Below are 25,365 nucleotides of genomic sequence, written 5' to 3'. Positions count from 1 at the left end.
TGCTGACACTCCTGTCTGCTGTTAAAGCTGTTCGGTTTCGGCGTAGTCCTGGCTGTCGTAGGAGCCGTCGGTGGACCACGTGCCGGTGGCGACGTCATATCCGACGACCTCGGACGGGTCGAAACTGTCTGGACTGTCCTTGAGCGACAAACCCAACTGGTGCAGTTTGACCTTCACCTCGTCGATGGACTTCTGTCCAAAATTGCGGATGTCGAGCAGATCGGACTCGGTACGCGACACCAGCTCGCCGACGGTGTGCACACCCTCGCGCTTGAGGCAATTGTAGGACCGAACGGTTAGATCCAGGTCGTCGATCGGCAGCGCGAACGACGCGATGTGGTCAGCCTCGGCAGGCGACGGCCCAATCTCAATTCCTTCGGCCTCGACGTTTAGCTCACGTGCCAAGCCGAACAACTCGACCAGCGTCTTACCCGCTGACGCTAGTGCGTCGCGGGGGGTGATCGAACTCTTGGTCTCCACGTCGAGGATCAGCTTGTCGAAGTCGGTCCGCTGCTCCACCCGGGTGGCATCCACCTTGTATGTTACCTTCAGCACCGGCGAGTAGATGGAATCGACTGGGATACACCCGATTTCGGCACCCAAAGTCCGGTTTTGAACCGCCGGCACGTAGCCACGGCCACGCTCGACGACGAGCTCCGCTTCGAGCTTGCCTTTATCGTTTAGCGTGGCAATGCGCATGCCAGGGTTGTGCAGGGTGACACCAGCCGGCGGCACGATGTCACCGGCAGTGACTTCACCAGGACCCTGTTTGCGCAGGTACATCGTGACCGGTTCGTCCTCCTCCGAGGACACCACCAGACCCTTGAGGTTCAGGATGATCTCAGTGACATCCTCCTTGACCCCGGGCACCGTGGTGAACTCGTGCAAGACACCGTCAATACGAATGCTGGTAACGGCCGCACCGGGAATCGACGACAGCAGCGTGCGCCGCAGCGAGTTACCCAGGGTGTAACCAAATCCCGGTTCCAACGGTTCGATGACGAACTGGGACCGGTTGTCGGTCAGGATGTCCTCGGACAAAGTGGGGCGCTGTGAAATCAGCATCAGGTTCTTTCTCCTTCTCGGCACCCACCATTTGATGCCGTTAGGTTTCCCGCCGGTGCGGATGCAGCGGCGGGAGTCTGCACTTTACTTCGAGTAGTACTCGACAATCAGCTGCTCGATGAGCGGCACTTCGATCTGCACACGCTCGGGCAATTGATGGATCAGGATGCGTTGATGCTCACCAACGACCTGCAACCAGCTCGGGATCGGTCGGTCGCCCACCATCTCCCGAGCGATTTGGAACGGCACCGTGTTTAGTGACTTGTCCCGCACATCGATAATATCGTACTGCGACACCCGATAGCTGGGGACGTTGATATGCACGCCATTGACGCTGAAGTGCCCGTGGCTGACCAGCTGACGGGCCATCCGGCGGGTACGCGCCAGCCCGGCACGGTAGATCACGTTATCGAGCCGGCTTTCCAGGATCTTCAGCAGTTCCTCACCCGTCTTACCAGGTTGTCGCACAGCCTCTTCGTAGTAACGGCGAAACTGCTTTTCCATTACACCGTAGGTGAAACGAGCCTTCTGCTTTTCCTGCAGCTGCAGTAGATATTCACTTTCCTTGATCCGCGCGCGGCCGTGCTGGCCGGGCGGGTAAGGACGCTTCTCGAACGCCTGATCGCCGCCGACGAGGTCGGTGCGAAGCCGGCGCGATTTGCGGGTGATGGGTCCGGTGTAACGAGCCATTATTATCCTCCTAGCCCCCTTACTAAACTCTTCTCCGCTTGGGTGGACGGCAGCCATTGTGCGGCTGGGGGGTGACGTCGGAGATCGCGCCGACTTCTAGGCCAGCAGCCTGCAGAGACCGGATCGCGGTCTCCCGGCCCGAGCCCGGGCCCATCACGAATACGTCGACCTTGCGCACCCCGTGCTCCTGAGCCTTGCGTGCGGCGTTCTCGGCAGCCAGCTGTGCGGCGAACGGAGTCGATTTCCGCGAGCCTTTGAAGCCAACGTGACCCGATGACGCCCAGGAAATAACGTTACCCTGCTGGTCAGTGATAGTCACGATCGTGTTGTTGAAGGTGCTCTTAATGTGCGCAGCACCGTATGGGATATTCTTTTTTTCCCGTTTACGGGTCTTTTGCCCCTTTTTGGGACCCCCTGCGCTTGCTTTCTTGGGTGGCATAAGGGGTTACCTGACCTTCTTCTTTCCTGCGATGGTGCGCTTGGGGCCTTTGCGGGTCCGCGCGTTAGTCTTGGTCCGCTGGCCGCGCACCGGCAAGCTGCGGCGGTGTCGCAAACCTTGGTAGCAACCGATCTCCATCTTGCGGCGAATATCAGCCTGCACCTCGCGACGCAAGTCACCTTCCACCTTGAGATTGGCTTCGATGTAGTCGCGCAGGTGGGTCAGCTGGTCATCGGTGAGATCCCTGGTCCGTAGGTCCCGTTCAATACCAGTGGCCTCCAAGATTTGGTTGGAACGGGTGCGGCCAATGCCATAGATGTAGGTCAGGGCAACCTCCATCCGCTTGTCGCGTGGCAGGTCGACACCGACTAGTCGAGCCATAGGTGGCGTTTCCTTAATTATCTCAAGCGAAGGTCTGGCCCCAGTCCGTTCCCTGCGCCCAAAAAGGATTTAGGTGCGGGGCCCGGCCTCCGTCCGGGCATAGCTGAGCGGGCCATCTGATCGATACCGGCCGCGCAGTGGGACTGGGAGGTCTGCTTTCAGTTGTTTGCGCTAAAGCTACCCTTGTCGCTGCTTGTGGCGCGGATCCGAGCAAATCACCATAACCCGCCCATGCCGACGGATCACCCTGCACTTGTCGCACATGGGCTTTACGCTCGGGTTCACCTTCACGGCAGTCTCGATAACCTGTTCTCTGGTCTGGGTGTTTGTTTTTTACTTGTATCGGTACACAATGCGTCCCCGGGACAGGTCATAGGGCGACAACTCCACCACCACCCGGTCCTCGGGCAGGATGCGGATGTAATGCTGCCGCATCTTGCCGCTGATGTGGGCGAGGACCTTGTGACCGTTCTCCAGCTCAATGCGAAACATCGCATTGGGCAAAGGTTCGACCACGCGACCTTCGACCTCGATAGCCCCGTCCTTTTTGGCCATTACCTACTGGCTGTCCTTCATCTTCCTGCTCGTCCCAGTTTGGATCCCCGGATCGGCGCAACATTCACTCCCAAAACTATGTAAACGTGAGTCTGTAACTGGAAAATCCAGAACTGAACACACAAAAATTTCGTCGCGATGAAGCACCGGTTGCCCTACAATACCCCGTCATTCAGATTCACCAAAATTGTGGGCGGAATAGGTCCGGAATAGGAACAGCAAGCCGCCAGTTAGCGTCCACCATGACCGACTCTGATACCGGTGTTCGTGCCAGCGTTAAACCCAACAATATCCGGTCTACTCCGTGGTCTCCTACGACACTCCAGACGCTATCGCAGTGCGTCGGCACCAGCACCTCGAAGCCGACGCTGACCACATCCCTGTTTAAGTTCTCACCCAGGAGGATCACCTGGCTTCAGCACTGGACGAACTAACAGAGCCGCTCGGACTGATTCACCCGTGACCAGGCCCTTATCTGGTTAAGCTCCGCTAAGGTTTGACCATGCGGCTATTGGTCACCGGCGGCGCGGGCTTCATCGGCGCCAATTTTGTGCACAATGCAGTACGTTATCATCCTGACGATACAGTGACGGTGCTAGACGCCATGACGTATGCAGGCAGACACGAGTCGCTTGCCGATGTCGACCATGCTGTCAGGCTGGTGCAGGGCAATATCACCGACATAGCGTTGGTTTTCCGGCTGGTAGCCGAGTCTGACGCGGTTGTGCATTTCGCCGCCGAAACTCATGTGGACAACGCGCTCGACGACCCAGAGCCGTTCCTGCGCACCAACGTCATCGGGACGTTCACCCTCCTGGAGGCGGTGCGACACCACGGTGTGCGGCTGCACCACGTCTCAACCGACGAGGTCTATGGTGACCTGGAGCTCGATGAACCAACGAGGTTTACTGAGTCAACACCCTACAACCCATCGAGTCCGTACTCAGCAACCAAAGCCGCCGGCGACATGTTGGTCCGGGCCTGGGTGCGCTCCTACGGCGTGCGTGCGACGATTTCCAACTGCTCCAACAACTACGGACCATACCAGCACATCGAGAAGTTCATCCCGCGCCAAATAACCAATGTGCTCACCGGCCGCCGGCCCAAGTTATACGGCACTGGTGCCAACGTCCGCGACTGGATCCACGTCGACGACCACAACAGCGCCATCTGGCAAATCCTCGAGAAAGGCCAGATCGGCCGCACTTACCTCATCGGCACCGGAGGTGAGCATAACAACCTAACCGTGCTGCGCACACTGCTGCAGATGATGGGCCGAGACCCCAACGATTTCGACCATGTCACCGACCGTGTCGGCCACGACTTACGGTACGCGATCGACCCAACATCGCTGTACAACGAATTATGCTGGGCTCCAAAGCACGCTGACTTCGACGAGGGATTGCGCGCCACCATTGACTGGTATCGAAACAACGAATCGTGGTGGAGACCTTTGAAGGACGCCGTGGAAGCGCGCTACGAAGAACGAGGTCAGTGAAATGAACGTCAAAGAACTTGATATCCAGGGCGCCTGGGAGATCACCCCTACCATTCATGGCGATTCCCGCGGAATATTCTTCGAATGGCTCACAGCCAGTAGTTTCAGCGCATTCGCCGGTCACCGCTTAGACGTCCGGCAAGCCAACTGCTCAGTGTCCTCGGCCGGTGTGCTGCGGGGACTACATTTCGCGCAAGTGCCACCAAGCCAGGCTAAGTATGTGACCTGCGTGACCGGTTCGGTGTTCGATGTCGTAGTCGATATCCGTTTGGGATCAACAACATTCGGCTGTTGGACCTCAGTTATGCTCAACGAATCCAACCGGAAGACCATTTATATCTCCGAAAGTCTCGCACATGGATTCCTTGCATTGCAAGATAATTCTACAGTTATGTACCTATGCTCTACGGAATACAACCCTAAGCGCGAACACACCATCTGCGCCACGGATCCGGCTCTGGCAATCGACTGGCCGGTGATCGACGGCGTTGGTCCTCACTTGTCTGAGCGTGATGCCACAGCCCCCAATCTTGATGACATACGCGCGTCTGGACTACTGCCGACCTGGGAAGAGACGCAAGGTTTTATCGCCAACCTCGGCCGCAAATAGCAACGAGGTCATCACAAACTACTACCGACATAAGGAGAATTTGATGAGACATGAGTTATTGGCCACTATCGACGCCATCACAATCATGGCCGGCGTGGCGGGCTGTAGCGGGGGCATACAGGCTCCCGCCTCGGCGTCGAGCAAAACCACAAACTCCAGCCCCACAACCCTATCGAGCAGCATTAACGACGCAGCAGCCGAGGAAACGAAGGTCACCATCGGCGGCCAGCCACAAAACGTCAGTGGTCCGGTCATGTGCTCAACGACAAACGGCAAGTTTTCTATCGCGATCGGTGACATGATCACCGGCGTCATCGTTGGCTTGGAGCCGGACGCATCGGTGGTACATAACGCTGGCCTCGGCACCATCGACGGTGTGGTCATAGCCTTCACAGAGGGCGTCCCCGGCGAGAACGCCAGTGCCACCAAAAACGGCAACACATACCAAATCACCGGTATAGCCAGCAGCGTAGACAATACCAATACCGGTCAGCAGGTCCATAAACCCTTCGAAATCGAAGCCACCTGCCGCTAACACCGGTTGCTGAACCCCAGCCACCTGGTCACCAAACCGGCGGCTCTTGAGCAGATTTGTTCCCGTTATCGATCTATCCGTACACGAGAGAGGAGCCCCGGGTACACGCCGGAGAACCGCCTCGGATCGATCCCGCAAGATGCCCGAAAAGTTCGGCCATGGCAACCGATGTCCATACAGATCCACCTAGCGCACAACGGCGCAAGCCGCACATCGGGCTAAATCATACCTACCGGCCAACACGGCAATATAAGATAAGAAGACTATCTGGCACTAGGCAATAATGATGTATTCGTCTTTTCGATCACCCGGCACGTCGTGTATCACGATGTAGGGCTGCGGCAACGTCTTGACTGCTATTCCGCTGAATTGCTTTCCCTTCCTATTAATTTCGGAGGAAAACTGCTGCACACGATTCATGGCTTGTTGCAGCGGTGACCATTACCTTCGGATTTTTGATGCCGACTTGCGCGGCTACTGCCCTCCGTCAGGATACACCAGTGTAATTAGGGTATTGACTACCGTGAAAGTTGTTACCTGACTAAGCTACCGCGGCATGGATACCATTTCATCGCGTCCCTGCATACCGATTAGCTCACCGATCTACCGGTTATCGGAAAGAACTGGACCAGTGAAGTTTTCAGAATCGATTTTCGTGATCCGCGTGGTCGACGAAACCACCTTCATGACTGTTCATTCGCCTTATCAGTTTGATACCAAAGACATCATCACCACAGTGCTCGACACCTAATTCTCAAATGTACCCTATCGTCTTCGCAGTCAACAGAACACACACCCGAGATGCTACCACTACGTTGAGAAAACATTTTCCCAGTAAGGGATGCTACACATCAGACTCTATATGCTTTGGAATAGCTTTGACCATTGGATAACCCAAACCCATTGGCGGAATAGCGAAAATCCACATGTGGTTGTCTTAAGTGCAAGTTCGGGGGCACTGTAGACACTGTTAATGGCCAAGAGTGACATCGCCGTTACCCGCTTGGAGCGCAACGACAAGCTGATCACATACAGTCCAAGCATCCACCTTGCATCCATCAACGTTAGATCTCCTCCGCAAGCTAGTCCTTGAGCACGCTCTGACACCGAGGCAATCACCGTAACCGAGTTGCAGTGTCGCGACAACCGCAGAGATATTCGCGCAGAACTTGATTACCAGTTGCTCGCCATAGTGCAATAATGACAGCCCGGGTTGGACGGCAAGGAAATCAACATTATGGCCTGATAGTCACCCAGCATCGCTACATCCTTGTGTAAACTCGCAGCGAAGGTTCCTGTGACAGAGATAATTTCAAATCTATTACGGTGCAAATGCATTGGATGAACATGGTCACTAACGTTGCGAAACCACAACCGGTAGAACTGGCCAGCCACAATGTCGGAAACCAGCTGACTAGCATCCATTGTGAACGAAATGCCTTTGATGGTAAAGATTTGACCCCATTGCTGGCTACGTTGTGTTTCTCAAGAAGCATGTCGATGACGTAATCGACCGGCGGGTCGATACGACCGGTGGTGAACAAACGGTAGTCCCATTTAAACCCCATTGAAACGGTGGCGGTGGTGCCTACTGCGGTGCCGCTGCAACGGGATGCGTATTCGACGACAATGCCCATGCCTGCTTGGCGCTCCCGTTGGGAGGGTACCTGACGATCCAGGTACCGGGATTGCTAATTTTCACGATCGCGGAGATGGGTTCGGCCGCTCCCCGCTACAACGCTTGCACCGTAACAAGTTTGAGCACAGGGTTGCCATCGCAAGCATCATCAGGGCAAAGGCAAAAGTGTACCCAGGAAGAGCAAGGCTGCGGTTTTCTGTGGCGCTGCCAGTTAGGGCGTGCATCAGGACCCGCCGGCCTGGTTGGTAAGCGGATCGGATCACCATATCCGAGACTACGACCATTGACGGTGAAGATATCGTAGTCACTCTGTAGCCGTGCGGTGTCCCCGACACCAACGAATGGCCATGGCCCTCTCTACGTTGTAGCGCAACTCTGCGATCAGGTCACCAACGAGAAGGCAGCCGGGCATATCGCTAGCCCTAGTCCAGTTTGGGCTCGAACTTGATAGTTAGGAACACGTTAACTAGTCGTAAGCGCTCAACTGCTTCGTTTGCGTAGACCACGTTTATCAACGAGCCGCGCTGTAATCACCTGGCTGGCCGACTAGACTGCGGCAAACCCCTGAGTCAACCCAATCTTTCGCAATAGTGATCTCCGGTGACTTCAGCCACCAAGGTCACCTTCGACAACATATCCAACACAATGAGTTGCAGGGGTGTCCACTGCCTCGGTGTCCCGGTCCCAAAACTGCGTATATTGCGCCTCGAGGGCTGCGATGGCCAAAACGTTCTATCCGAACAGGTTGGACTGGAGCAATCTCTGCAATTTGGCGCGATTACAAGCGATCAACTCTGAAGACACCACAGTATTTACACACTACAGCGGAAACCCCAACCAGGTAAAAAGCTTGTTTAGCGATTAGAAAAGCGTTAGCGAACAAAAGGATACAACCATTCCTGGTAGAAGCACAACCACCTCGGCCATCCAGATCGTCGACAAATTTGACTATTCCACATTCAGCTTCGTAAGCAATTCCCGAATAATTTAGGGGTGCGAAATATTTCGTTGAACAGCTGCTTTTTCGGGCGACGGCAAACATTTTGTTAGCTACCATGCTACTATACAGTTCGTCTCCTATGGTAACGTTTCGAATGCGAAAAACATCTCTTTGTTCGTTATTCCTGCCTATTGGTACTAACTGCTGCTGGTAACAAAGTTTGCAGTGCAGGTGTCGCTTTCAACGAGACCAGGCTAAGGTTTCGGGTTTCCTGGTCCTTGGAAGTGGAATACGCAATGAAGTTGATCACCAAGGCCTCGGAAAACTGGTTAAGACACCATGCCTCGAACCAGCGTCTGCTGATACTGCTTGGCGTATATCCTCAGGTACGTTCCCGTCTTCTGCAACGACGCACCTATAGCTGGGTTCAGCTCTGGGAACACCTGGGTATTGAACTCAACTACAGGAGCTCTCGTGTTGTGTGTTGGTGATTGTTGTAGCGTGTGATTGTGTGGGGGGGGTGTCTGTGGTTTTGGTTTCGGTGAACGGTGTGGTGTGTTTGTTGTAGCTATTGCTGTAGGTGGGGATTGCGGTTTCGAGGTTGTTGACATCGGTGAACGTGTTGTGGCCGGTGGTGGTGAAAAAGATTTCGGTTATATCTCAGCCGTGAGCAGCTTGTCGGTGTAAAGTGCAGTCTGGCTTGCTGGTTATTGTCTGGCCAGGTCCGGCTGCTGGGGGTTTGTGGGTGGCGTAGTTGTCGCAGATGACGCGCAACTGGATGTGTGGGTGTGTTTTGGTGGCGAGTTTGAAGGTAGTAGCCCAATCCGGCTTGGGTGCGATCCAGCTGCTTGGATCTGGGGCTTCATTGTTGACGTTGAGCACAACCACCGCCGCGGGTTGAGTGAGCCTGGGCGTGGTGCCGCGGATACTTTCGATCCGTTTCCCAGACTGCTTGCCGACCCTGGTGCACGCGTCTTTGCCCACCAGGCTCTCCACGGTTATTGCTGTTAGGAGGTGGGACGCTGGTCCAAGGGATGAGGATCGTGGTGCTTCGGTAGTGGTACCGGTCTGGTACCGCGGCCGGGTTCAACCGGGTGCTCTCTTTTGCCTCAATCGGTTTTCACCGTTCTTCGGAGGTGGTGAACCGACGATGAATGTCTTTCCACCTCCAGCGATACCGTGCTCGAAACCATCGAATGACCCGTTACCACGCGAAGTGGCACCGGCGGCTAAGGGTGTGTTTGCAGGCCATGGACCGGACGTAGTTGGTCCACCTGCGCAGGATCTGGTTTGATCGTGTGCCAGCACACCACCGGATTGCGCTGTGATTTCCTGTTCGTCAGGGCACGGATCTTGGCTTGCACACACCGTTGTGTCCGGTCGGCGATAGAAGTCTAGACATGCCACTTGGTCGTTCTGTTCTTGCGTTTTCACCCGGTGTGTCAGCTGCGAAAGTCCACACCGTTACCGAGATGCATGATCTGTGTCTTTGCAGCCGACAACTGCAGACCCAAAGACGTAAGCACCGAGTCGATTTCATTTGCAGGGCTTCAGCGTGTTTGATTGTGTTGTCCTCGGCAGGCCTTTGGATGAGCCACCGACTACACAGGTAAGCAGTTGACATCGAGCCGCCCGGCTTCCATGGCCCGCATCAGATGTTCATCGAGCGCAGACAAGGCGATGTTGGTCAGCAACGACGACAAGATATCGCCCTGAGCCGTTTCGGTGTGAGTGTTCTCGTGCTCACCAGACTTGGTGAGCACACCAGCCTGAAAAACGTCTTCACCAGGACCAGTACGTGTTTATCCTTGACTTGCAATCACATTCCGCTCCAGCAAGAGCGGAATGTGAGCTGAAGTCACGGCGCACCTCGATGTCTGGCAATACAGCACCCATCGATAGCCTTGAGTGCTGTATTGGTCAAGCTCGGCGATCGCGTCCTGAGATCGCCGCTTGGGGTGGAACCCAGGGGGACTGGCGCGAAATCGGTCTCGAAGACAGGACCCAGCACCAGCTTCAACGTATCCTGAACGATTCGATCCGCGATAGCCGATGTACCGAGCTTTCACAGTTTCCCAACCTCCGGATTCGGGAATCTTACGTTTCCGCACCAGCAGCGGTCGCAACGAACCGTCCTTCAACCAGTCCGCAGGTGGTCAAAACCCGCTACCCCGACGATTTCTTCGCCGTGGGCGACGGTCTAGTCCCCACGCCAGCAGTTATTCGCCCCCATGGTCGCCTGTGACCGGGTCAAACACCACCAACAACGTCGCGGGATCACACACGAGATTGAACAGGTCATCGAACTTGCCAGCCACGATCGACCGCAGCCCCACGATGAAGTTTGACTGTATCTACGATACCCGTCACCAAGGCCCCAACCGGGCCGGTTGATCAAGAGCGCCGACAATCACCGGCGTGTCGTCGACAGTACAGCATCTTTTCCTTCCTCCAACCCGCTGCCATCCTTTCTCCACGCGCACGGGCCTTTCCCCGGCTCAAAGTACTACGGTGACCCCGCCTCTGACCCGATCGACCGACGATGAACCCAACCCGATCAAGCGTGTTGGCCGCACAGCACCCAGGCAGGACCTAGGACGGTTCCCACCCTCCCCGGCGTCACCCAGGCCAGGCTGCTACCGCTTCACCGTTCTTGCTGCGACAGGACCGGCGGCGAAGATCTCTCACCTTCACGTTCAATCATCAAGGCTGCGTAGCGCACATAGATCCAGGTAGAGCCCGACCACATCACACAGTCTGGCCTCCCGCCCGGGAACTTGACAGTCTCCACACGATGCGGCTGGATGCCCCTATTTACGCCAAATCCACGCGACCGAGGCGAATGCGATCCCCAGCCGATCAGCCATCAACCGCGCCGCCCAATGCGTCACACCCAGATAAACGAGCGATTCACCCGTACCCACCAACATCTCTTACAAGCACCGAAGCACATCCCGTCCCCGGCGTGCCCGAACCAGGATATCAGTATTTAGCCACCCCACCGGACACCACCAACCCAATCCACGCCCGCGTCACTTGCCCCACCAGCACACACGACGCCCTCGTCAACCACTCCAGCCGACCCCGATCACCAACGCGCAACTCCAAGGCGGCAACCACATACACCACCCACTTACCTCAACCAACCAAACGTACCCACCCAATAACACACACCACTAAAGCGCCCGAATTGTCTACCGTGTGCGAGAAATGGTTTAAGGTGAAAATAACAAACGATCAACGCGACCGACTATGCCCTAACCTGTCGGACGTGGCTTGCATGTCTGCACACCCACGAACGAATTACCCGCGGTTTCCACGATTTGCTCGACTATGAGCGATGCACGTACGGTGGGCTATGTAGTCTCAACGGGTAAGGAGGACAACTGCACTCCATGCCCTGCTACCAGGATGACGCGGATCCGGTTGAGGTAGCAAGCAAGCAGGCGCATGAACGACTTGGTAATCGATGGAACCTGTGAGCAGCTGCAAATAGTGATTCCGCCTCGGCGAGGCACCAGCCGAAATCTTCGAAGTAGAATAATCCGTTCTCGGGTGCGCAGTTGAACGAAGCATGCGACAAAATGTCGGCCATCTTCTTATTCATCATTTTCTTGAGGACCGGTCCGGCGAAATCGCTCATCCACCAGGTGACTTCGGGTAGTGTAATCGCCTCCAATAGCGCAATGACGTCACGGTCATCGAGGTACATCACCAGAACCCCGGTGATCACTAACACTTTCGTAGCGCCGTCCAGTGCTTCGTTGAAGAACGCGTCGCGGACGTGCAGGTCGGTCCAATTCAACCGCAGTCCGGGTCAATTGGCATCGCGTTTTCTGGTCGGCAAGCATGTGGTTCTTCATCTGTAAGCACCTTCGGCCGATCCGCTTCCACCCAGGTAAAGCCAGCCGGAAGATTCTAGATACAGCCGGGTATCCAAACCAATAGCTAGGTTAAGCACTCGGGCACAGCCGTCGGCAATCGCTTCGACAATGGCGTCGTCGATCTTGGTAAGTGCAACAAGTCACCAACCTCCGCGACTCATCCGTGGAACTTGGGCGACGATGGCGCGACCCTGTTCGCCGGCAAAACTTTTGGCGAGCGGATCATTGAACAACGTATCCTGGCATGCCGACTCGGCTGCCCGATACAACGCCGTCCAGCTAGTTGTATCGGAAACGTGGGTAATGTGCCCGGCGTATAACATATGTTGCGTTACAGCTATTTTTGTCTGCATTATGCACGCAGGTTCGTCGATAGTCGCTTTGATCCGGTAGAAGCTGGTAGCGAAGGAGAATCCTAGTACGAATCCTGAGCCTGTATCCAATCCGGGAACCCACAAATCGGAATCCTGCCCGGCGAGCCGGTCCAGCCTGAGGCCGGCGCCCTGTGTGCAGTGGATATCGGATAGGTAAGAATCACCATTCACCAGAAGATAATTCAGAAAACTTGAAGCTCAAAACTCCGGACATGCGTACCACTAAAATATTGACATATATCCTCAGACGGGATATAGCAGAGGAATCATCAGGCTAGGTAGGATGGCGACACGCTTTTAAAATTTATTAGCGTCTAATGGCGCCTGGAGCTAAGAAGACGATCAAGCGGTTCGGAAGTGCTTATCCAGTGTCACGACCGCGGTCACACAAACGACTGGTTCCATCCCTAAAGCGCCTACTAAGGACAGCATGGTGATAACCGGCCGCATCGGAATCCTTAAAATACTAAGTTGCGCCAGTCAATTGGCTGTGGGTCACCATTAAGACGTTCGCGCTGCTACGTTTCAATGCGGTACGTCCTAGGCGACTAGCATCCTTTGCTTATGCCCGGTGTAGATCGTCGCGGCATGATGTTGACGACCGGTATCGACATCCTGGCAGCAACTGTGATCCCTGTCTCAGGGACCTGAGCTCATCCATCCCGACAGGAGACGTCGGCAGATCAACTCTTTCCGCCAACCACACCGTCCGGTCAAACCGGGATCCACCCTCGGCCAACCCGTCGAAGTGGATCGTTGCGCGAGCCCGCGAGCAAATTAAGAACCCGACGTATTAGGAAAGACCGGATACCATCGAGTAGTCCTGTGACGATTGTCTAAATCTAAACGTGTTCCCCGACGCGGTAAGGCCAACCTTGTAGTCCGTACCACAAAAGACGGTTCCGCTTAGTACGGCAGCAAGATTCAAAGTAACTGGCGGGGACGGCGTCGGCCACACCTAGAAAACCCGGATCAAACTTGATTGCCTAACTGCCGATAGTTGGCCCGCTTTCTGGCTAGGCCAATCAGGATCGGGGTAAAGTCAACATACTCCAGTAGTATGGCAACAGCAACTGGCCCTCCGACACGATCGTCCCCGCGAAAGCAAACGGCAGTGCGTAAAAGACCCCGCAACATCATAGCGGACAGCGGCTGGCATACGTGGCGATGTCATGTTGGATGAGGTCGGTATCCGTTTCTGGAAAGACCATGTTGACGGCGCACAACACATACTTTGATGTACCGGTGAGCTCTCTACTAGATTGGCCGTTGAACGCTCCCGGCTACACTGTTTCCCGGTGTTGAATCTTGCGGTTGCCGGTTCGAGTGGCAGCGATCCTGGAACGAAAGCCTATCCCACGGACTGCTGTAACGTATCTGGTAAAGACGCAGCCCACGAGACCGTGCAAGCCACATAAGCGATGGTTTTGTCAACTTGATCCGGTGCAAGTAAGCGTGGACGTTGGTTGCGTCGAGATTGTGAGCATCAATTGTTCCCAGCTGTACAGCGATCGACGCATACCACCACAGCTAGCACTCTTCTGCTCAGTCGCCACCAATACGGCAGAATTGGCTGGGACGTGGCAGGGTCAACTACCGATTCGGGCAAGTCGTCGCTGGGCGCCGCATGCTCGAAGACTCGAGTGTTCGCCCTACCGCAACTTGCTCGTCGTTGATGAGATTCTCAGCAGGGGAATCTAGGGCACATTCAAGGTTTGGGTGCTACACCCTTGTGCGGTGGTCAATCTGCGGACAAGGAGGATGGGCGATTAACAAGCTCGGTTTCTGGAGTGTTGTGATGCTTGGCATCAACTCAATAATCGGAGCGGGTATCTTCCTGACTCCCGGTAAAGTGATCGAGATCGCTGGACCGTTCGCCCCGATTGCATATACTCTGGCAGGATTTTTCGCAACTGTACTGGCGATCGTCTTTGCGACAGCGGCCAAGTACGTCAAGACGAACGGTTCCTCCTATGCCTACACTACAGCTGCATTTGGGCACCGAGTCGGCATATATGTCGGTGTCACCCATGCGATTACCGCCTCTATCGCATGGGGGGTGCTGGCATCCTTTTTTGTCTCAACACTGTTGAGGGTGGCTTTCCCCGAAAAGATTTGGGCCGATACCGACGAACTCATCAGCGTGAAAACACTCACTTTCCTTGCATTTATCGCAGTTTTATTAGCAATAAACATATTTGGAAACCTCGCGATCCGATGGGCTAACGGAATCGCAGCCTTAGGAAAGATGTTCGCACTATCGGTCTTCATCGCCGGAGGGCTGTGGACAATTGTAACACAGCACGTGAACAACTACGTAACGTCCCGGTCAGCGTACCCACCCACAGCCTACTCGTTGCTCGGTGTCGCTGAGATCGGGAAGAGCACCGCCGCGAGTATGGCACTCGCAACGATCGTCGCATTTTACGCATTCACTGGCTTCGAATCGATTGCTAACGCCGCCGAAGAGATGAACACACCGGACCGCACCCTTCCCAAGGCCATACCACTGGCAATCCTCACTGTTGGCGCCATCTATATACTCACCTTAGTCGTAGCAATGCTGCTGGGATCGGACAAGATTGTCGCTACCAACCACACCGTGAAACTGGCCGCGGCCGTCGAAAGCGAGACTTTCCGCACCATCATCGTTGTTGGAGCCTTAGTATCTATGTTTGGCATCAACGTGGCGGCATCGTTCGGTGCCCCCCGGCTCTGGACTGCGTTGTCAGACCAGAGAATCCTGCCAATAAGGTTGTCGAGCAAGAATCGATTCGGCGTTCCCATGGTTGCCTTTGGAAGCACAGCGTTTCTAACGCTCGCTTTCCCACTGTCGCTTCGATTCGACAGCCTGAACCTCACCGGCCTGGCAGTAATCGCTCGATTCATCCAATTCATAATCGTACCGATCGCACTCTTCGCGTTGGCACGTTCTCGGACAACAAATTCTGTATCCGTGAAGCGAAATATTTTTACTGACAAGATTTTACCAATCACTGCGGTTGTGGTCTCGGTCGGACTCATGGTATCGTTTGACTATCGGTCTATTTTTCTCACGTGCGAAGGCCCTAATTACTTTTCGATTTCTTTGATTGCGATTACGTTCATCGGCATACCGGCAATCGCCTACATCCACTATTACAGAACCAATGGCCTGAAGTGATCCGACATCGGCCGGGCGTCGCCGAGTAGAGCTTTGATTGTAACCTAAATAGCTAGTAAAATAATGTACAGCTCAACTATTTTTACTAACTATATAGTCGCGATTCGGTCAAATTAAGCATGAAATTATATCCTGGCACTGCAAGAGCGTAGCAAAACGGCATTGTCCTTGACCACTTTGGCCGTGCCCCGAGATGGCAGCTAGATCACCACCCTCATCGCTCGGGCTAAACTCAAGAATCCAGGAGGACTTCGAGTAGCTACCGACAGCGATCAAAACGTTGTTCGACGACAAGAACCTCGGCAAGTTGATTGTCAAGACGTCCGTGGGTGAAGGACAGGTGTGCGTTCAGTTCCAGAAGACCCTGACCCACTGGTCCGTACTGGCTATCGTCGGCAACTGCTCTATAGTGCGGTTCGGTATCGTTGCCACGGTCGCGGCCATTTGGTGCGACGATTGCCAAAAGGCGTCAGACACACCGCGCAGGGGATATTCTAATGGACTTTCACGGTAGAACAACCCCTCTCACCGGTTCTCACCGGTGCGACTGAAGACCTGGGGCGGGCGATCCAGAAAGCACTAGCATTACGGGGAGACAAGCTCGTCTTCAGCTCGCGTAAAGCCGAGGACTTGGACCAGCTCGCAGGCTCCGACTCTCGTGTGTGGCCCACAAGACGGTAGTTTGTGACCTAATCGAAGAGAGCACGGTGTTTGCATTGCTCGAGGAGGTCGGCGATATCGATGTGTTGGTCGCCAAACGCAGGGTTCTCCGAGTCGGGCCTCCTGGAGGGCTTCAAGCACGACGAGATCAACCACGCGTTTCATGTCAACCGCGAAACACCGGGTCACATGACCCGTGACCTGCTGCCCGGCTGGCAGGAGCGCGGTAGTAGGCACTTCGTATTCATCTCGTCGATTTCGGAGATAGCCACTATGCTGCGGGCACCTGAATACGCTGCGACAAAGTTCAGGCTACGGGGATTCACACTCAAATTTGCGAGAATACTTGTGTGGTAGCGCCGTCGGTGTTTCGATCATTTTCCTGGAGCGATTCGCGAGGTCGGGATTTTTGCGGATAGTGGCACCTCGCCACCGCCCGAGCATCGGCATGGGCACACCCGAGCAGAGGGCCAACGCTGTCGTACGGGCGATCGAGCACAGCAAACCGGCTCTCAGTGGACCCTATGCATCAACAAGCGCTTACCCTCTTAGCGATGCTAGCTTCTGAGATCTCCGATGGAATCGCTGGCTTTGTTGCTGCCAAGGTCGCTGACGTGGTTGTTGCGGTTCGGACAAACAGGCTCCAAGGCGAGTCTGAAGTTGCTCGTATCTGGCGATACTTATCGGGTGAACGTAACGATTGAAGTAACAGTCTTGCTCTGCAAACAGATTCAAGCGATTTCTGCATTGTTCTTGAGGTATCATGGTTGCCAGGCTTGTCATCCATCACCTCCGTGACAGAGAACAGCTCATCTCGCCGCACCACCTACGAAAGGTCCTCTGGGCGGATTAGCACCCGTTGTCGCTGCTGAACCACAAGTTCGTGTCAATTGTTCTTGCTTCCTGGCTGTTGTGTGAATAGAACGACGAATACCATTGCGCGGCAAAAGCTCGTTGCGTCAGATAGGCCAAGTGTCAGCAACGGGTGAATCCACATCCGTCTTGTACATTCACCACCCCGCGACATACTCTGATTCGGTAGATTGCCGTCGCAACCGGCTCAAGAAGATGGGCTGGCGTGCTGCAACTTCCCAACTGCGGCGAAGGACTTCGACGGAACCTTCACGGTTGACGCGTTCCAGGCCACCATCGGACGCGGCTGCCTGGCAGAAGTGGGTGGCCAAGCCAGCGCTAAAGCTGCCGCGGGAACTCAGGTCGCCGATGTCAGCGCGAATAAATTGTTGATCTCCAAGAAGACGCACGCCTCGCTGTCGGCCGCTGGGCTAGCGGCGATCACCTACACTAACGTGTCTTTTCTGGACGGAGCAGGCTTCGCTCAAGAGATGAACCCCGATGGCTATGCTTCACTGGTCGGCGGCTCTGTCATAGATACATGTAAGACCGCCAAGCGGTATACCACTTATCCAGCTGGACTACTTACACGCCGGTGCGGGAAGGCAATACCCGTACCTGGCCCGCTTAAACCGCATATCTCCTACTCCGCAGCGGCGTTCACCGGCAGCGAGATAACAGGCATCACGATATTTAACCTTCTCGTACTGTCGGCGAAAACTGGTATCGCTTCGCAGGAGCTACGTCCCGCTGAGACCCTGGTTGACCCGGCTTGCACCGCAAATCTGCTCCCGAGGTTGTCGTCGCAGCGGACTCAACGTGCTGTCGCACTCTTTAGAGTCCTACACGCGCGAACCTACGTCTGTCGGCTCGCTCCCGAACACCCCAGCCTGCGGCCGATGACTCAAGGCACTAACCCGTGGAGTAATCTCGGCTATCGTGCGATGTTGCGCTTGTTGAGCCAATACTTTGGTGCGAGCGGTATAGTATGGCGCTGACAGTGAGGCCCCAGAGGCAGATAATGTTAGGTGGTGGCGCCTGCAGGCATCGCCTTCAGCAATGCGGACATCCATACACCGCATGGCGCGGCTATCATCTTCAACGCCCCCGGTGTCCTGTTTCACGGCGCAGGTGAGTCCAGAGCGCCGTTTGGCAGGAGACCGGCTGTTCGGTGCTGATACATAGGATGCTGATGCCAACGATGCAGATGGGGTACTTACACGCGAAATTATTGCATCATGCGCGCGGTGGGAATTCCGAATGGAGTGAGTGGGGTGGGCGATATCGACGATGACGTAGCGGCCCTCCCTGAAGGGACGTTACCCTCAACAACGCCTTGTAGAGAACGCCCCCTGAGCGATGAGTAAACCTGTTCTGACGAAACTTTTTCAGAAAACCATGAGCTGTTGGTAGTGCAACTCGGCGCGACGGTCCTGAGGAGGACAGCCACCTGCCATCATGTAACGAACTGCGTTTTGGATGTGATCTTGAGCGACTCCAATGTGTCGGGGAACACGACGTTGGTATCGTCGTCAGCTATGCATATCCGCTTGATGATGGCTGATTTTCTTCCGGCGCAATATTTTTCGTCGCAAGCCGATCAGCTCCGTCGAGAGCTTGTATGCCATCCTGCCCATCTCGTCGTACCAGTCGACCATGTTCTTTGGAACCGAAGTCACCTCGAGCAGCTTTGGGATGGTCACGATGATGTCGTCCTCGTGGATCGGGATGCCGTTTGCGCCGCAGCAATGGGCCATCAGGAACAGTTTCGTACTAAACTTCCGCCTTCTCGAGAGCTGCGCACATTGAGGAATAGGTGTAGTGGCGACACCTCACACCTCGTTGTCAAAGGCCGGCGTCGGGCAGTTGGAGTAACGAGTTAGCCAGTCGGACCGGTGATCAGGATCTTCACGCCGCGCATGGGCTGATTATCAGCCTTGCTGCTGGTAACAGGGAAACTCATAGACCTATATATCTGCATATGAATGCAGGTAATCGTGCGGTATTGGTCAGTCGCCGAGAGCTAGATGCGCCCCCAGCGATGACCCACCTTAAGAGTCAATCTATTTGCGCCACTGACGATCACAGCCATTCGCTTGGCCATAATAATCCACGTGGTCTGGGTAAGGCAATGTAAGGAGATCTTCGAGCCACATTCACACTATGCACTATACCGGCCGACAAGGTCGAAAGTCTCTGGAATCCAGCGCAGCAGGGATCCATGCTGTCAAGATCCGCCTGTTGTTACTCAGGCTAACTTCGATCGCGCAGATCGTCGTCGTAAACATCTCCGATATCTGGGGGCTGGCTACCCCAATACAATCCACAATTTCTCGGACTCCTTGACCACGATGTCGCTATGGATCGCGTTCGTGTTGGGAGCTAAGGCCATCACACGCCGGTAAAGCTATGAGTTCGACCGGGCTGAGGACCTAGTCGGGTTGTTTGTGGCGGCAATGATAGAGCGGTCGGCGACCGCTGCCGGATACGAAGCAGTTCTGCGACTAACTCGTCTTTAACAAATGTAACACATCGGTTGGGTCACGCTGGCGGGATTTATCGGATTTTATTGGCAACGAATGAGCGGCTTGCTATTGCATTGGGGATCGGGCGTCACATCGGCTCAGCCGTGTTGATTGCCGATGGCCGACATACTCGCCACCGAAATATTCACTTCCCCGACGAAGCTGTTCTCCACTAGCGTTGTCGCACTTGGGTTTCCACTAGAAGATCCCGTCATCGGCTTGGTTATCAAGGTAGCCATCCTGACCGTACTGAGCACCGCAACACGTGACGTGTACTGTCAATTGTTCGACGGAGTGGAACCAACCGATGGTCGACGCCGCCAAACGGCGTTGGCGGCCCAACTCGGGGAACAGGCGATGCGCAGCGTGCGGATACCTTGGATCGGTCACCTCCTGCACACTGATACCAAACTTTATGTCGATCCCACCTTATATTTCGTCGACGCGAACGGATTCAGATTCACCTAATCTCTAGGAAAGTCCAGAGCAGCTTGTGCTCATGCTGCAGGACTTTTCGGACACGCCGCATTCCTGGGACGATCTTCGTTTGCGAATCTCCGCACAAGAGTACCGCGCGGTCAGCCCGTCTATACGCCGATACTTTACCACAAAAATACCTGATAGCGACACAAATCAAGAGAATCTAACGCGATCCGCTTGCCTTGATCGAAACGTTCGACGCCCGCGATGCCATCATCATCGGCCACGATTGGATAGCTGCGGCCGGATACAACGCCATGACACTCGATCGAGATCGAGTGAAAACACTTTTTATCAACATTCCGCACCCAGCAGCGCTCAAAACCTCGCCTAAGAAGTTTTGGGGTGTCCGGCACTTCGTGGCATACCAGCTGCCGGGGGGAGCCGAGTCGATTTGCACGCAATGACTTCGCAGTGCTACCTACCATCTGTCGTAAAGGGTCACCGGCGTGGAACTCTGATCCAGTCAAGTTCGACGCCTTGCGTGCCAGTTTCTCAAACCCCGGCGAATTTAAGCGCGGCGTTTGGCTATTATTAAAATTTTTCCCAACACTCAACCACATCGCTGAAAAGCGTAGATCACCATGCCGGTGGTCGCCTTTGCGGGCTTCTACTATCCGATTGCCGAGCACACGGACTACCGGGGTGCCTCCCGGATGTACTAGAATAAGTAGATAATCGAGGAAGTCCGATTCGGCATTTAATGCATAGGGGGCATCTCGAGGCATTTGTCAAGCGGCTTTTGGTTCATCTGTGAGCCCAGATCGATGCTTCACCGTAAGCCGGAATCGCTCTCGGATCACAACCGGGCCTTCGCACATTTTGCTCAGTAGCGACCAGGTTCGTGGCCTATCAGAGTGGACGGACATGCGTCTCGCGTGACAACCACGAGACAGGGCAGCTTGTCTACCCACCATGTTGCCATGCTAGCACTGCGATCATCTGCTGTGTTCGTGTGTCAACTTCACGTACACCAAGGACCACGGTGGCGCGACCCGGCTGAAGTCGCAGCCAGAAGTTGCGATTAAGTGTTCCAATAGACCACAGAGCATCGATCCATTTTCAAGTGCTTCACCGGTTGCTTTCTTTTTCTGTTGGACTTTATATTTCTTCTGTTTGATCTTTAGAATTTGATCGATTGGACTTGGCTCCAGCGCTCAACGAAGCTGGAATTCAAGTCCTCGGCAGTAAACCTTTTACTGTGCAGGGTCCATCGAGATGAGATGGCGATCCCAACACACGTTTTGTGTTCATTTACAAATATGCAGGAGCAGTACATAAATGGAATCGATAGGTCATGATCCGGCCGCCAGCGATGTTGGCTCTCAACTAGCCCATATCGCTGGGCAATCCTGGCCTCTGGTGTGTAGGCGTTATTCGCTAATAACGGAGGGTAGTGAAAAGTTTCGATGCAGCCGGCACTAGCTTTCATGTTTCATGCAAGAAAGCACACAGATGTTGGTGTCCAACAGCTCGGAGTAACAAGAATTTTTGCAGACCGGCATAGTGTTGATGAATATCTCGTGCATGTATTCGTCAGGTTAACGACACCACCACAGATACATTTTCATTCGGCATGGCGGCCCCATGCGGTCTCGAATGAGTTTGGCGAATAGATCGGGCGTAAGCACGGACGCGGAGGTGATGCGCGCTAACGCGTTAAGTGCCGGCCCAAATGACGGTGATGATGAGCCAATTGGTCGATACTCCAGTTGCCGAGAGACAACAGGAACGACTGCCCTTGCAGTCACCAACGCTGCATCGTCGGCGCTTGGCACCGACATTGCCCCACTGAGCTCGATGGGCCAAAACGACGCAAGCCAGCGCCAGCTACACATCAGGGCTAGTGTCCGTCGTAGTCATCCAGGGGCAGGAAGACTACGATGACGGCGAAGAACCCGAGAGCGAGGAAGCCGGTTAAGGTCATATGCTGTATCGGCCTTCTGCACAGGAAGACTCGTTAGAATTGGATGAGGACGATCAGCGGCTCAACCTTGCCCGGTAAGCTTCATCGTCTGGGCAGCGCTGTGCTCCTACTCGACAACGGTGGCAGGGCTCCGGCGCATTCACACGTCTCCGCTCAAAGCAATATCGTAGGCCATGTTGAATCGATAACCATTGGTGACAATCACCCGTCGAGAAGTCGCAACCGATGCGCTCATCCCTGGACCCGAACATGTCTTCTACGCTTGCGCTGATACTCGAATGGCAAAGGAAATGCCGTGATCAACCCCGAACTGGCCACAGTGTTACGCGCAACATGAAGCTCCCGGAGCCGTATGACCGGTAGCCGGGATGCTCTGTGTCTTCTTACTCGAGCACGCAGAGGCTACGCCAAAGAGCCCAGAAGAACTCCAGCAGTTGAACGGGTTGATCCTCATTTCGCGCCTAGAGATGGTTAACACCCTTGGTGCGGTACCGGAAAAGCAGAAGATGGTCTAGCGTCTGACGAGAACCTGTCCCGATTTACAGCCCGTAAGACAGCTGCCAACCACGATTTTCCTAGTCTTTTGCTCACTGGCTGTGGGTGTGAACAAGCTGAGGAACAATCCGGAAACCGCTTCACTATTCGAGACTATCGATGATTTAATGACAGCTGTGTCGAGCTCGCAGAACTGCGCTATGTGCGCGGGACGCGGCAAGCGCCGCTTCATATTGCCGTCGGCGTCAATCACCACGGTAGCCCCGAACAGAAGCCCGACCATCGGGCCATCGGCGATGGTAACGCCGTAGTCCTTACCCAAGCTATCGCGGAATACCGAAGCCGTTGTGACGTTATCGACGTCTCCTCACTGCAAAATCTTTTCTGCGCGAACGGCCAATCTTTCGAGATACACACCACGATCAGACCAATCGCGACAGCACATTCGTCAAAGGCTTGCACGCTAATCGCGCATACCGAGGGTGTTCATGGACAGAAAATGTTCAGCAACACGGACTGACCATGGAATTGCCCGCTGCTGACCGGGCCCAGGTCAGCGCTGATGAGCTTGCACTCAGAGGAGCGAGATCCGACGACAGGCGACTCACCAACTGTGTTGACCGGGTTTCCATGCAAGGTCATCTGTGCCATATGCACAGTCTGCCAAGGAAGCCTCGGGCCAGGTCAGCCCGAGCGGACTCCGGTAGGTTGCCGATAGACCGCGTGTCCTAATTGGTGAGGTAAGCAACGTAGACGACATACGATCGCCGAGCTGACACGGAGTTCATGGCTCGCAAGGTGGTCATCGTTGAATGGGCCGGCGTGCAGTCGCTTGATTTGGTAAGGTCTCATGAAGTGTTTAGCGACACATCGTTACTAAACAGAGGCATATACGACGTCGCCATAGCCTCGATTGATGACAAACCGGTGACCACTGCGACCGGCTTGGCTTTCATGACGGTGCCGCTGCCAGACCCGAGCAATCCCGTCGCTACAGCCCTATTGCACGGCAGCAGTGATGTCGATTCCGCACAAGCCAATGCCGAGCTTGTGGTCTGGATCAAGTCCATGTCGTGCAATTCCCACCGCCTAGTAACCACTTGCACGGGAGCATTTTTCGCAGCCGAAGCTGGGCTGTTGAACAACCATCGTGCGACCAGGTACTGGGCTTTTGTCGTGCAGTTAGCCAGTACATTCTCCACCATCGACGTCGATTCCGACCCGATCTTCATCCGTAGCGCTGAGAGAATGCGAACAGCCACCGGCATCACAGCCGGAATCAAGCTCGCGCTGTCGCTGGTCGAGCGATGACCATGGAACCGAGGTTGCGCAAACGATCGCCAGCTGGCTCGTAACTCTATTTGCTCCGGCCCCGGTCAAACAAGCACAGTTTGTGGCGCCAGTGTGGATGTCGCGGGCCAAACGGATGTCAATTCGCGAGGTGCAGCACGCTATTGAAACTGAATCGGGTGGCTTGCACAACATCGATAAAATGGCGCGCAAAGCGGCAAGAAGACCACACTACTTCACCCGAGTCTTCACCGATGAAGTCGATGAATCACCCGGCCAGTACGTCGAACGCATCCGGACCGACGCTGCCCGAAGACAAGTGGAGGAATCCGGCAACACTGTTGTGACGATCGCGTCGTGTTATGGTTTCGGTACCGCAGAAATTATGTGGAGCAACTTTATTCGTCTTTTCGGCATACCGCCAGATAAGCATTGCACAACGTTCACCTAGATAAGACACCACGAGAAAGGGAAACGCCAATGAGTCGATTCGTATTCGTCACTTATCCCGGATTCACCACGCTGTACCGGATCGGACAATACGATGTACTGCGGCACCTACCGAACACCGAGGTGCGGCTCGTCTGGCGCTAAACCGGACCGATCATCGCCGACGCCGGCATAATCATCATCTGCGCCATGTACACGCTGGATGAAGCACCTTCGCCTGACATGCTTCTCGTGTCAGGCGGTCCGCTAACTCCGCGGTGCATGCACGCGATGAGGCACTGCTCGACTGGCTGCGCCGGCTTCATGAGACTGCTAGCTGAATTACGGCGGTGTGTTCGGATTCGGTGCTCTTAGCTGGCTGCTGACCTGCTGAAAGACCGGCACGCCACATCACACTGGTTGACCATGCCTCTGCTGAGAGGATTCAGCTCTATCTCTGTCAACAACAAGCACATCCTGCGGTAGGACCGCATCGTGACGATGCGTAGGCATGTAGGCAGGGCTGGAACTCGCGCTATGGCTAGCCGAAAAAATCGGCAATACAGGACGAGAGTAAAGCTTTAGCACACAATGGAATACGACTGACAGTCACCTTTCGATTACGGCCACATGTCTAAGGCGTCGGCGCACGACAGCCGACACTACCGCATTGTGATCCAAAGACGACGTCAGGCCGAGCAACCACATGGCCAAAACCACGCTCGCCTGGTAGCAGGCGCTGACGGCGGTGCGGTCGTGTTGGCAAAGACAGTACCAGTCGCCTGGTCGGAACTGTGTGAAATTCCAGATATACGAGGATGTAAGGTTATAGCAGCAGATGATAAGCAAATTCTTGATCCTGAAGACAACAGCGTCATGGTCCTCGTCGTAGGCAATCCCGTCGTAGGGATCTTTGGCAATTGTTGTGTAGTTT

General features: G+C 54.9%; 19 protein-coding genes and 3 pseudogenes. 8 read left to right on the top strand and 14 right to left on the bottom strand.

Annotation, left to right across the window (positions count from 1 at the left end):
- Positions 1–21: 21 nt before the first annotated feature.
- The 6 genes from MLPF_RS14810 to infA all read right to left on the bottom strand — a co-directional run bounded on the left by MLPF_RS14810 (position 22) and on the right by infA (position 3,130).
- Positions 22–1,065, bottom strand: a complete 1,044-nt coding sequence (locus tag MLPF_RS14810) for a DNA-directed RNA polymerase subunit alpha (RefSeq protein ID WP_045843521.1) — start codon at positions 1,063–1,065, stop codon at positions 22–24.
- A gap of 84 nt (positions 1,066–1,149) precedes the next feature.
- Positions 1,150–1,755 carry a 30S ribosomal protein S4 gene (rpsD, locus tag MLPF_RS14805; protein WP_045843522.1) on the bottom strand — a complete coding sequence of 202 codons (606 nt, stop codon included), beginning with the start codon at positions 1,753–1,755 and terminating at the stop codon, positions 1,150–1,152.
- 22 nt (positions 1,756–1,777) lie between these two features.
- Positions 1,778–2,194 (bottom strand): 30S ribosomal protein S11, encoded by a 417-nt coding sequence (gene rpsK, locus MLPF_RS14800; protein ID WP_045843523.1) that lies wholly within the window; start codon positions 2,192–2,194, stop codon positions 1,778–1,780.
- A gap of 6 nt (positions 2,195–2,200) precedes the next feature.
- Entirely contained in the window at positions 2,201–2,575 is a 375-nt protein-coding gene (gene rpsM / locus MLPF_RS14795) for a 30S ribosomal protein S13 (protein ID WP_045843524.1), read from the bottom strand.
- 177 nt (positions 2,576–2,752) lie between these two features.
- The gene (gene rpmJ / locus MLPF_RS14790; RefSeq protein ID WP_082082408.1) at positions 2,753–2,866 is read right to left on the bottom strand and encodes a 50S ribosomal protein L36; all 114 of its coding nucleotides are present in this window, start codon (positions 2,864–2,866) and stop codon (positions 2,753–2,755) included.
- Positions 2,867–2,908: 42 nt separating this feature from the next.
- Complete coding sequence (gene infA, locus MLPF_RS14785; RefSeq protein ID WP_003418601.1) at positions 2,909–3,130, bottom strand: translation initiation factor IF-1; 222 nt, start codon at positions 3,128–3,130, stop codon at positions 2,909–2,911.
- A 502-nt stretch (positions 3,131–3,632) separates the two neighbouring features.
- On the opposite strand from infA, the gene rfbB reads away from it, so the two are divergent.
- Genes rfbB through MLPF_RS14770 form a run of 3 tightly spaced genes read left to right on the top strand, consistent with a single transcriptional unit; the run spans position 3,633 to position 5,773 of the window.
- Positions 3,633–4,628, top strand: coding sequence for a dTDP-glucose 4,6-dehydratase (gene rfbB / locus MLPF_RS14780; protein WP_045843525.1), 996 nt, complete (start codon positions 3,633–3,635; stop codon positions 4,626–4,628).
- 1 nt (position 4,629) lies between these two features.
- Positions 4,630–5,238, top strand: coding sequence for a dTDP-4-dehydrorhamnose 3,5-epimerase (gene rfbC / locus MLPF_RS14775; protein WP_045843526.1), 609 nt, complete (start codon positions 4,630–4,632; stop codon positions 5,236–5,238).
- A 43-nt stretch (positions 5,239–5,281) separates the two neighbouring features.
- Positions 5,282–5,773: a lipoprotein LpqH gene (locus tag MLPF_RS14770; RefSeq protein ID WP_045843527.1), complete on the top strand. Its 492-nt coding sequence runs from the start codon at positions 5,282–5,284 to the stop codon at positions 5,771–5,773.
- Positions 5,774–6,946: 1,173 nt separating this feature from the next.
- Here MLPF_RS14770 and MLPF_RS18150 read toward each other — a convergent pair.
- From MLPF_RS18150 to MLPF_RS14745, 5 genes and pseudogenes are all read right to left on the bottom strand, one after another.
- Positions 6,947–7,198, bottom strand: a complete 252-nt coding sequence (locus MLPF_RS18150) for a multicopper oxidase domain-containing protein (RefSeq protein ID WP_162196955.1) — start codon at positions 7,196–7,198, stop codon at positions 6,947–6,949.
- 1,814 nt (positions 7,199–9,012) lie between these two features.
- Positions 9,013–9,348: a hypothetical protein gene (locus MLPF_RS14760; protein WP_237817196.1), complete on the bottom strand. Its 336-nt coding sequence runs from the start codon at positions 9,346–9,348 to the stop codon at positions 9,013–9,015.
- Between the two features lie 605 nt (positions 9,349–9,953).
- Complete coding sequence (locus MLPF_RS14755; protein ID WP_193386758.1) at positions 9,954–10,115, bottom strand: hypothetical protein; 162 nt, start codon at positions 10,113–10,115, stop codon at positions 9,954–9,956.
- A 1,219-nt stretch (positions 10,116–11,334) separates the two neighbouring features.
- Positions 11,335–11,478, bottom strand: coding sequence for a hypothetical protein (locus MLPF_RS14750; protein WP_156147023.1), 144 nt, complete (start codon positions 11,476–11,478; stop codon positions 11,335–11,337).
- 240 nt (positions 11,479–11,718) lie between these two features.
- Positions 11,719–12,559 (bottom strand): annotated as a pseudogene (locus MLPF_RS14745) (class I SAM-dependent methyltransferase).
- Positions 12,560–14,408: 1,849 nt separating this feature from the next.
- Between MLPF_RS14745 and MLPF_RS14735 the strand changes: the two are divergent.
- The 3 genes from MLPF_RS14735 to MLPF_RS14725 all read left to right on the top strand — a co-directional run bounded on the left by MLPF_RS14735 (position 14,409) and on the right by MLPF_RS14725 (position 18,283).
- A complete protein-coding gene (locus MLPF_RS14735; RefSeq protein ID WP_045843530.1) occupies positions 14,409–15,773 on the top strand; it encodes an APC family permease in 1,365 nt (454 codons plus the stop codon).
- Positions 15,774–16,514: 741 nt separating this feature from the next.
- Entirely contained in the window at positions 16,515–16,790 is a 276-nt protein-coding gene (locus tag MLPF_RS14730) for an SDR family NAD(P)-dependent oxidoreductase (RefSeq protein ID WP_050039263.1), read from the top strand.
- 686 nt (positions 16,791–17,476) lie between these two features.
- Complete coding sequence (locus MLPF_RS14725) at positions 17,477–18,283, top strand: iron-containing alcohol dehydrogenase (protein ID WP_237756013.1); 807 nt, start codon at positions 17,477–17,479, stop codon at positions 18,281–18,283.
- 534 nt (positions 18,284–18,817) lie between these two features.
- Here the strand turns inward: MLPF_RS14725 and MLPF_RS14720 are convergent.
- Positions 18,818–18,988, bottom strand: a complete 171-nt coding sequence (locus tag MLPF_RS14720; protein WP_237817279.1) for a hypothetical protein — start codon at positions 18,986–18,988, stop codon at positions 18,818–18,820.
- Between the two features lie 939 nt (positions 18,989–19,927).
- Here MLPF_RS14720 and MLPF_RS14715 point away from each other — a divergent pair.
- Positions 19,928–20,278: a hypothetical protein gene (locus MLPF_RS14715; RefSeq protein ID WP_050039265.1), complete on the top strand. Its 351-nt coding sequence runs from the start codon at positions 19,928–19,930 to the stop codon at positions 20,276–20,278.
- 134 nt (positions 20,279–20,412) lie between these two features.
- Here MLPF_RS14715 and MLPF_RS14710 read toward each other — a convergent pair whose 3' ends face one another.
- Both MLPF_RS14710 and tpx read right to left on the bottom strand, forming a co-directional pair.
- Positions 20,413–21,018, bottom strand: a complete 606-nt coding sequence (locus MLPF_RS14710) for a hypothetical protein (protein ID WP_162196957.1) — start codon at positions 21,016–21,018, stop codon at positions 20,413–20,415.
- 1,923 nt (positions 21,019–22,941) lie between these two features.
- A pseudogene (gene tpx, locus MLPF_RS14705) lies at positions 22,942–23,363 on the bottom strand (thiol peroxidase); the annotation flags it as partial.
- A 135-nt stretch (positions 23,364–23,498) separates the two neighbouring features.
- Between tpx and MLPF_RS14700 the strand changes: the two are divergent.
- Positions 23,499–24,453, top strand: a pseudogene (locus MLPF_RS14700) (GlxA family transcriptional regulator).
- The last annotated feature ends 912 nt before the right edge of the window (positions 24,454–25,365 follow it).

The organism is Mycobacterium lepromatosis (genome assembly GCF_000975265.2).
Classification (GTDB): Bacteria; Actinomycetota; Actinomycetes; order Mycobacteriales; family Mycobacteriaceae; genus Mycobacterium; species Mycobacterium lepromatosis.
Note: the sequence above shows the minus strand (reverse complement) of the source record. Positions and strands in the feature narration are given on the sequence as shown.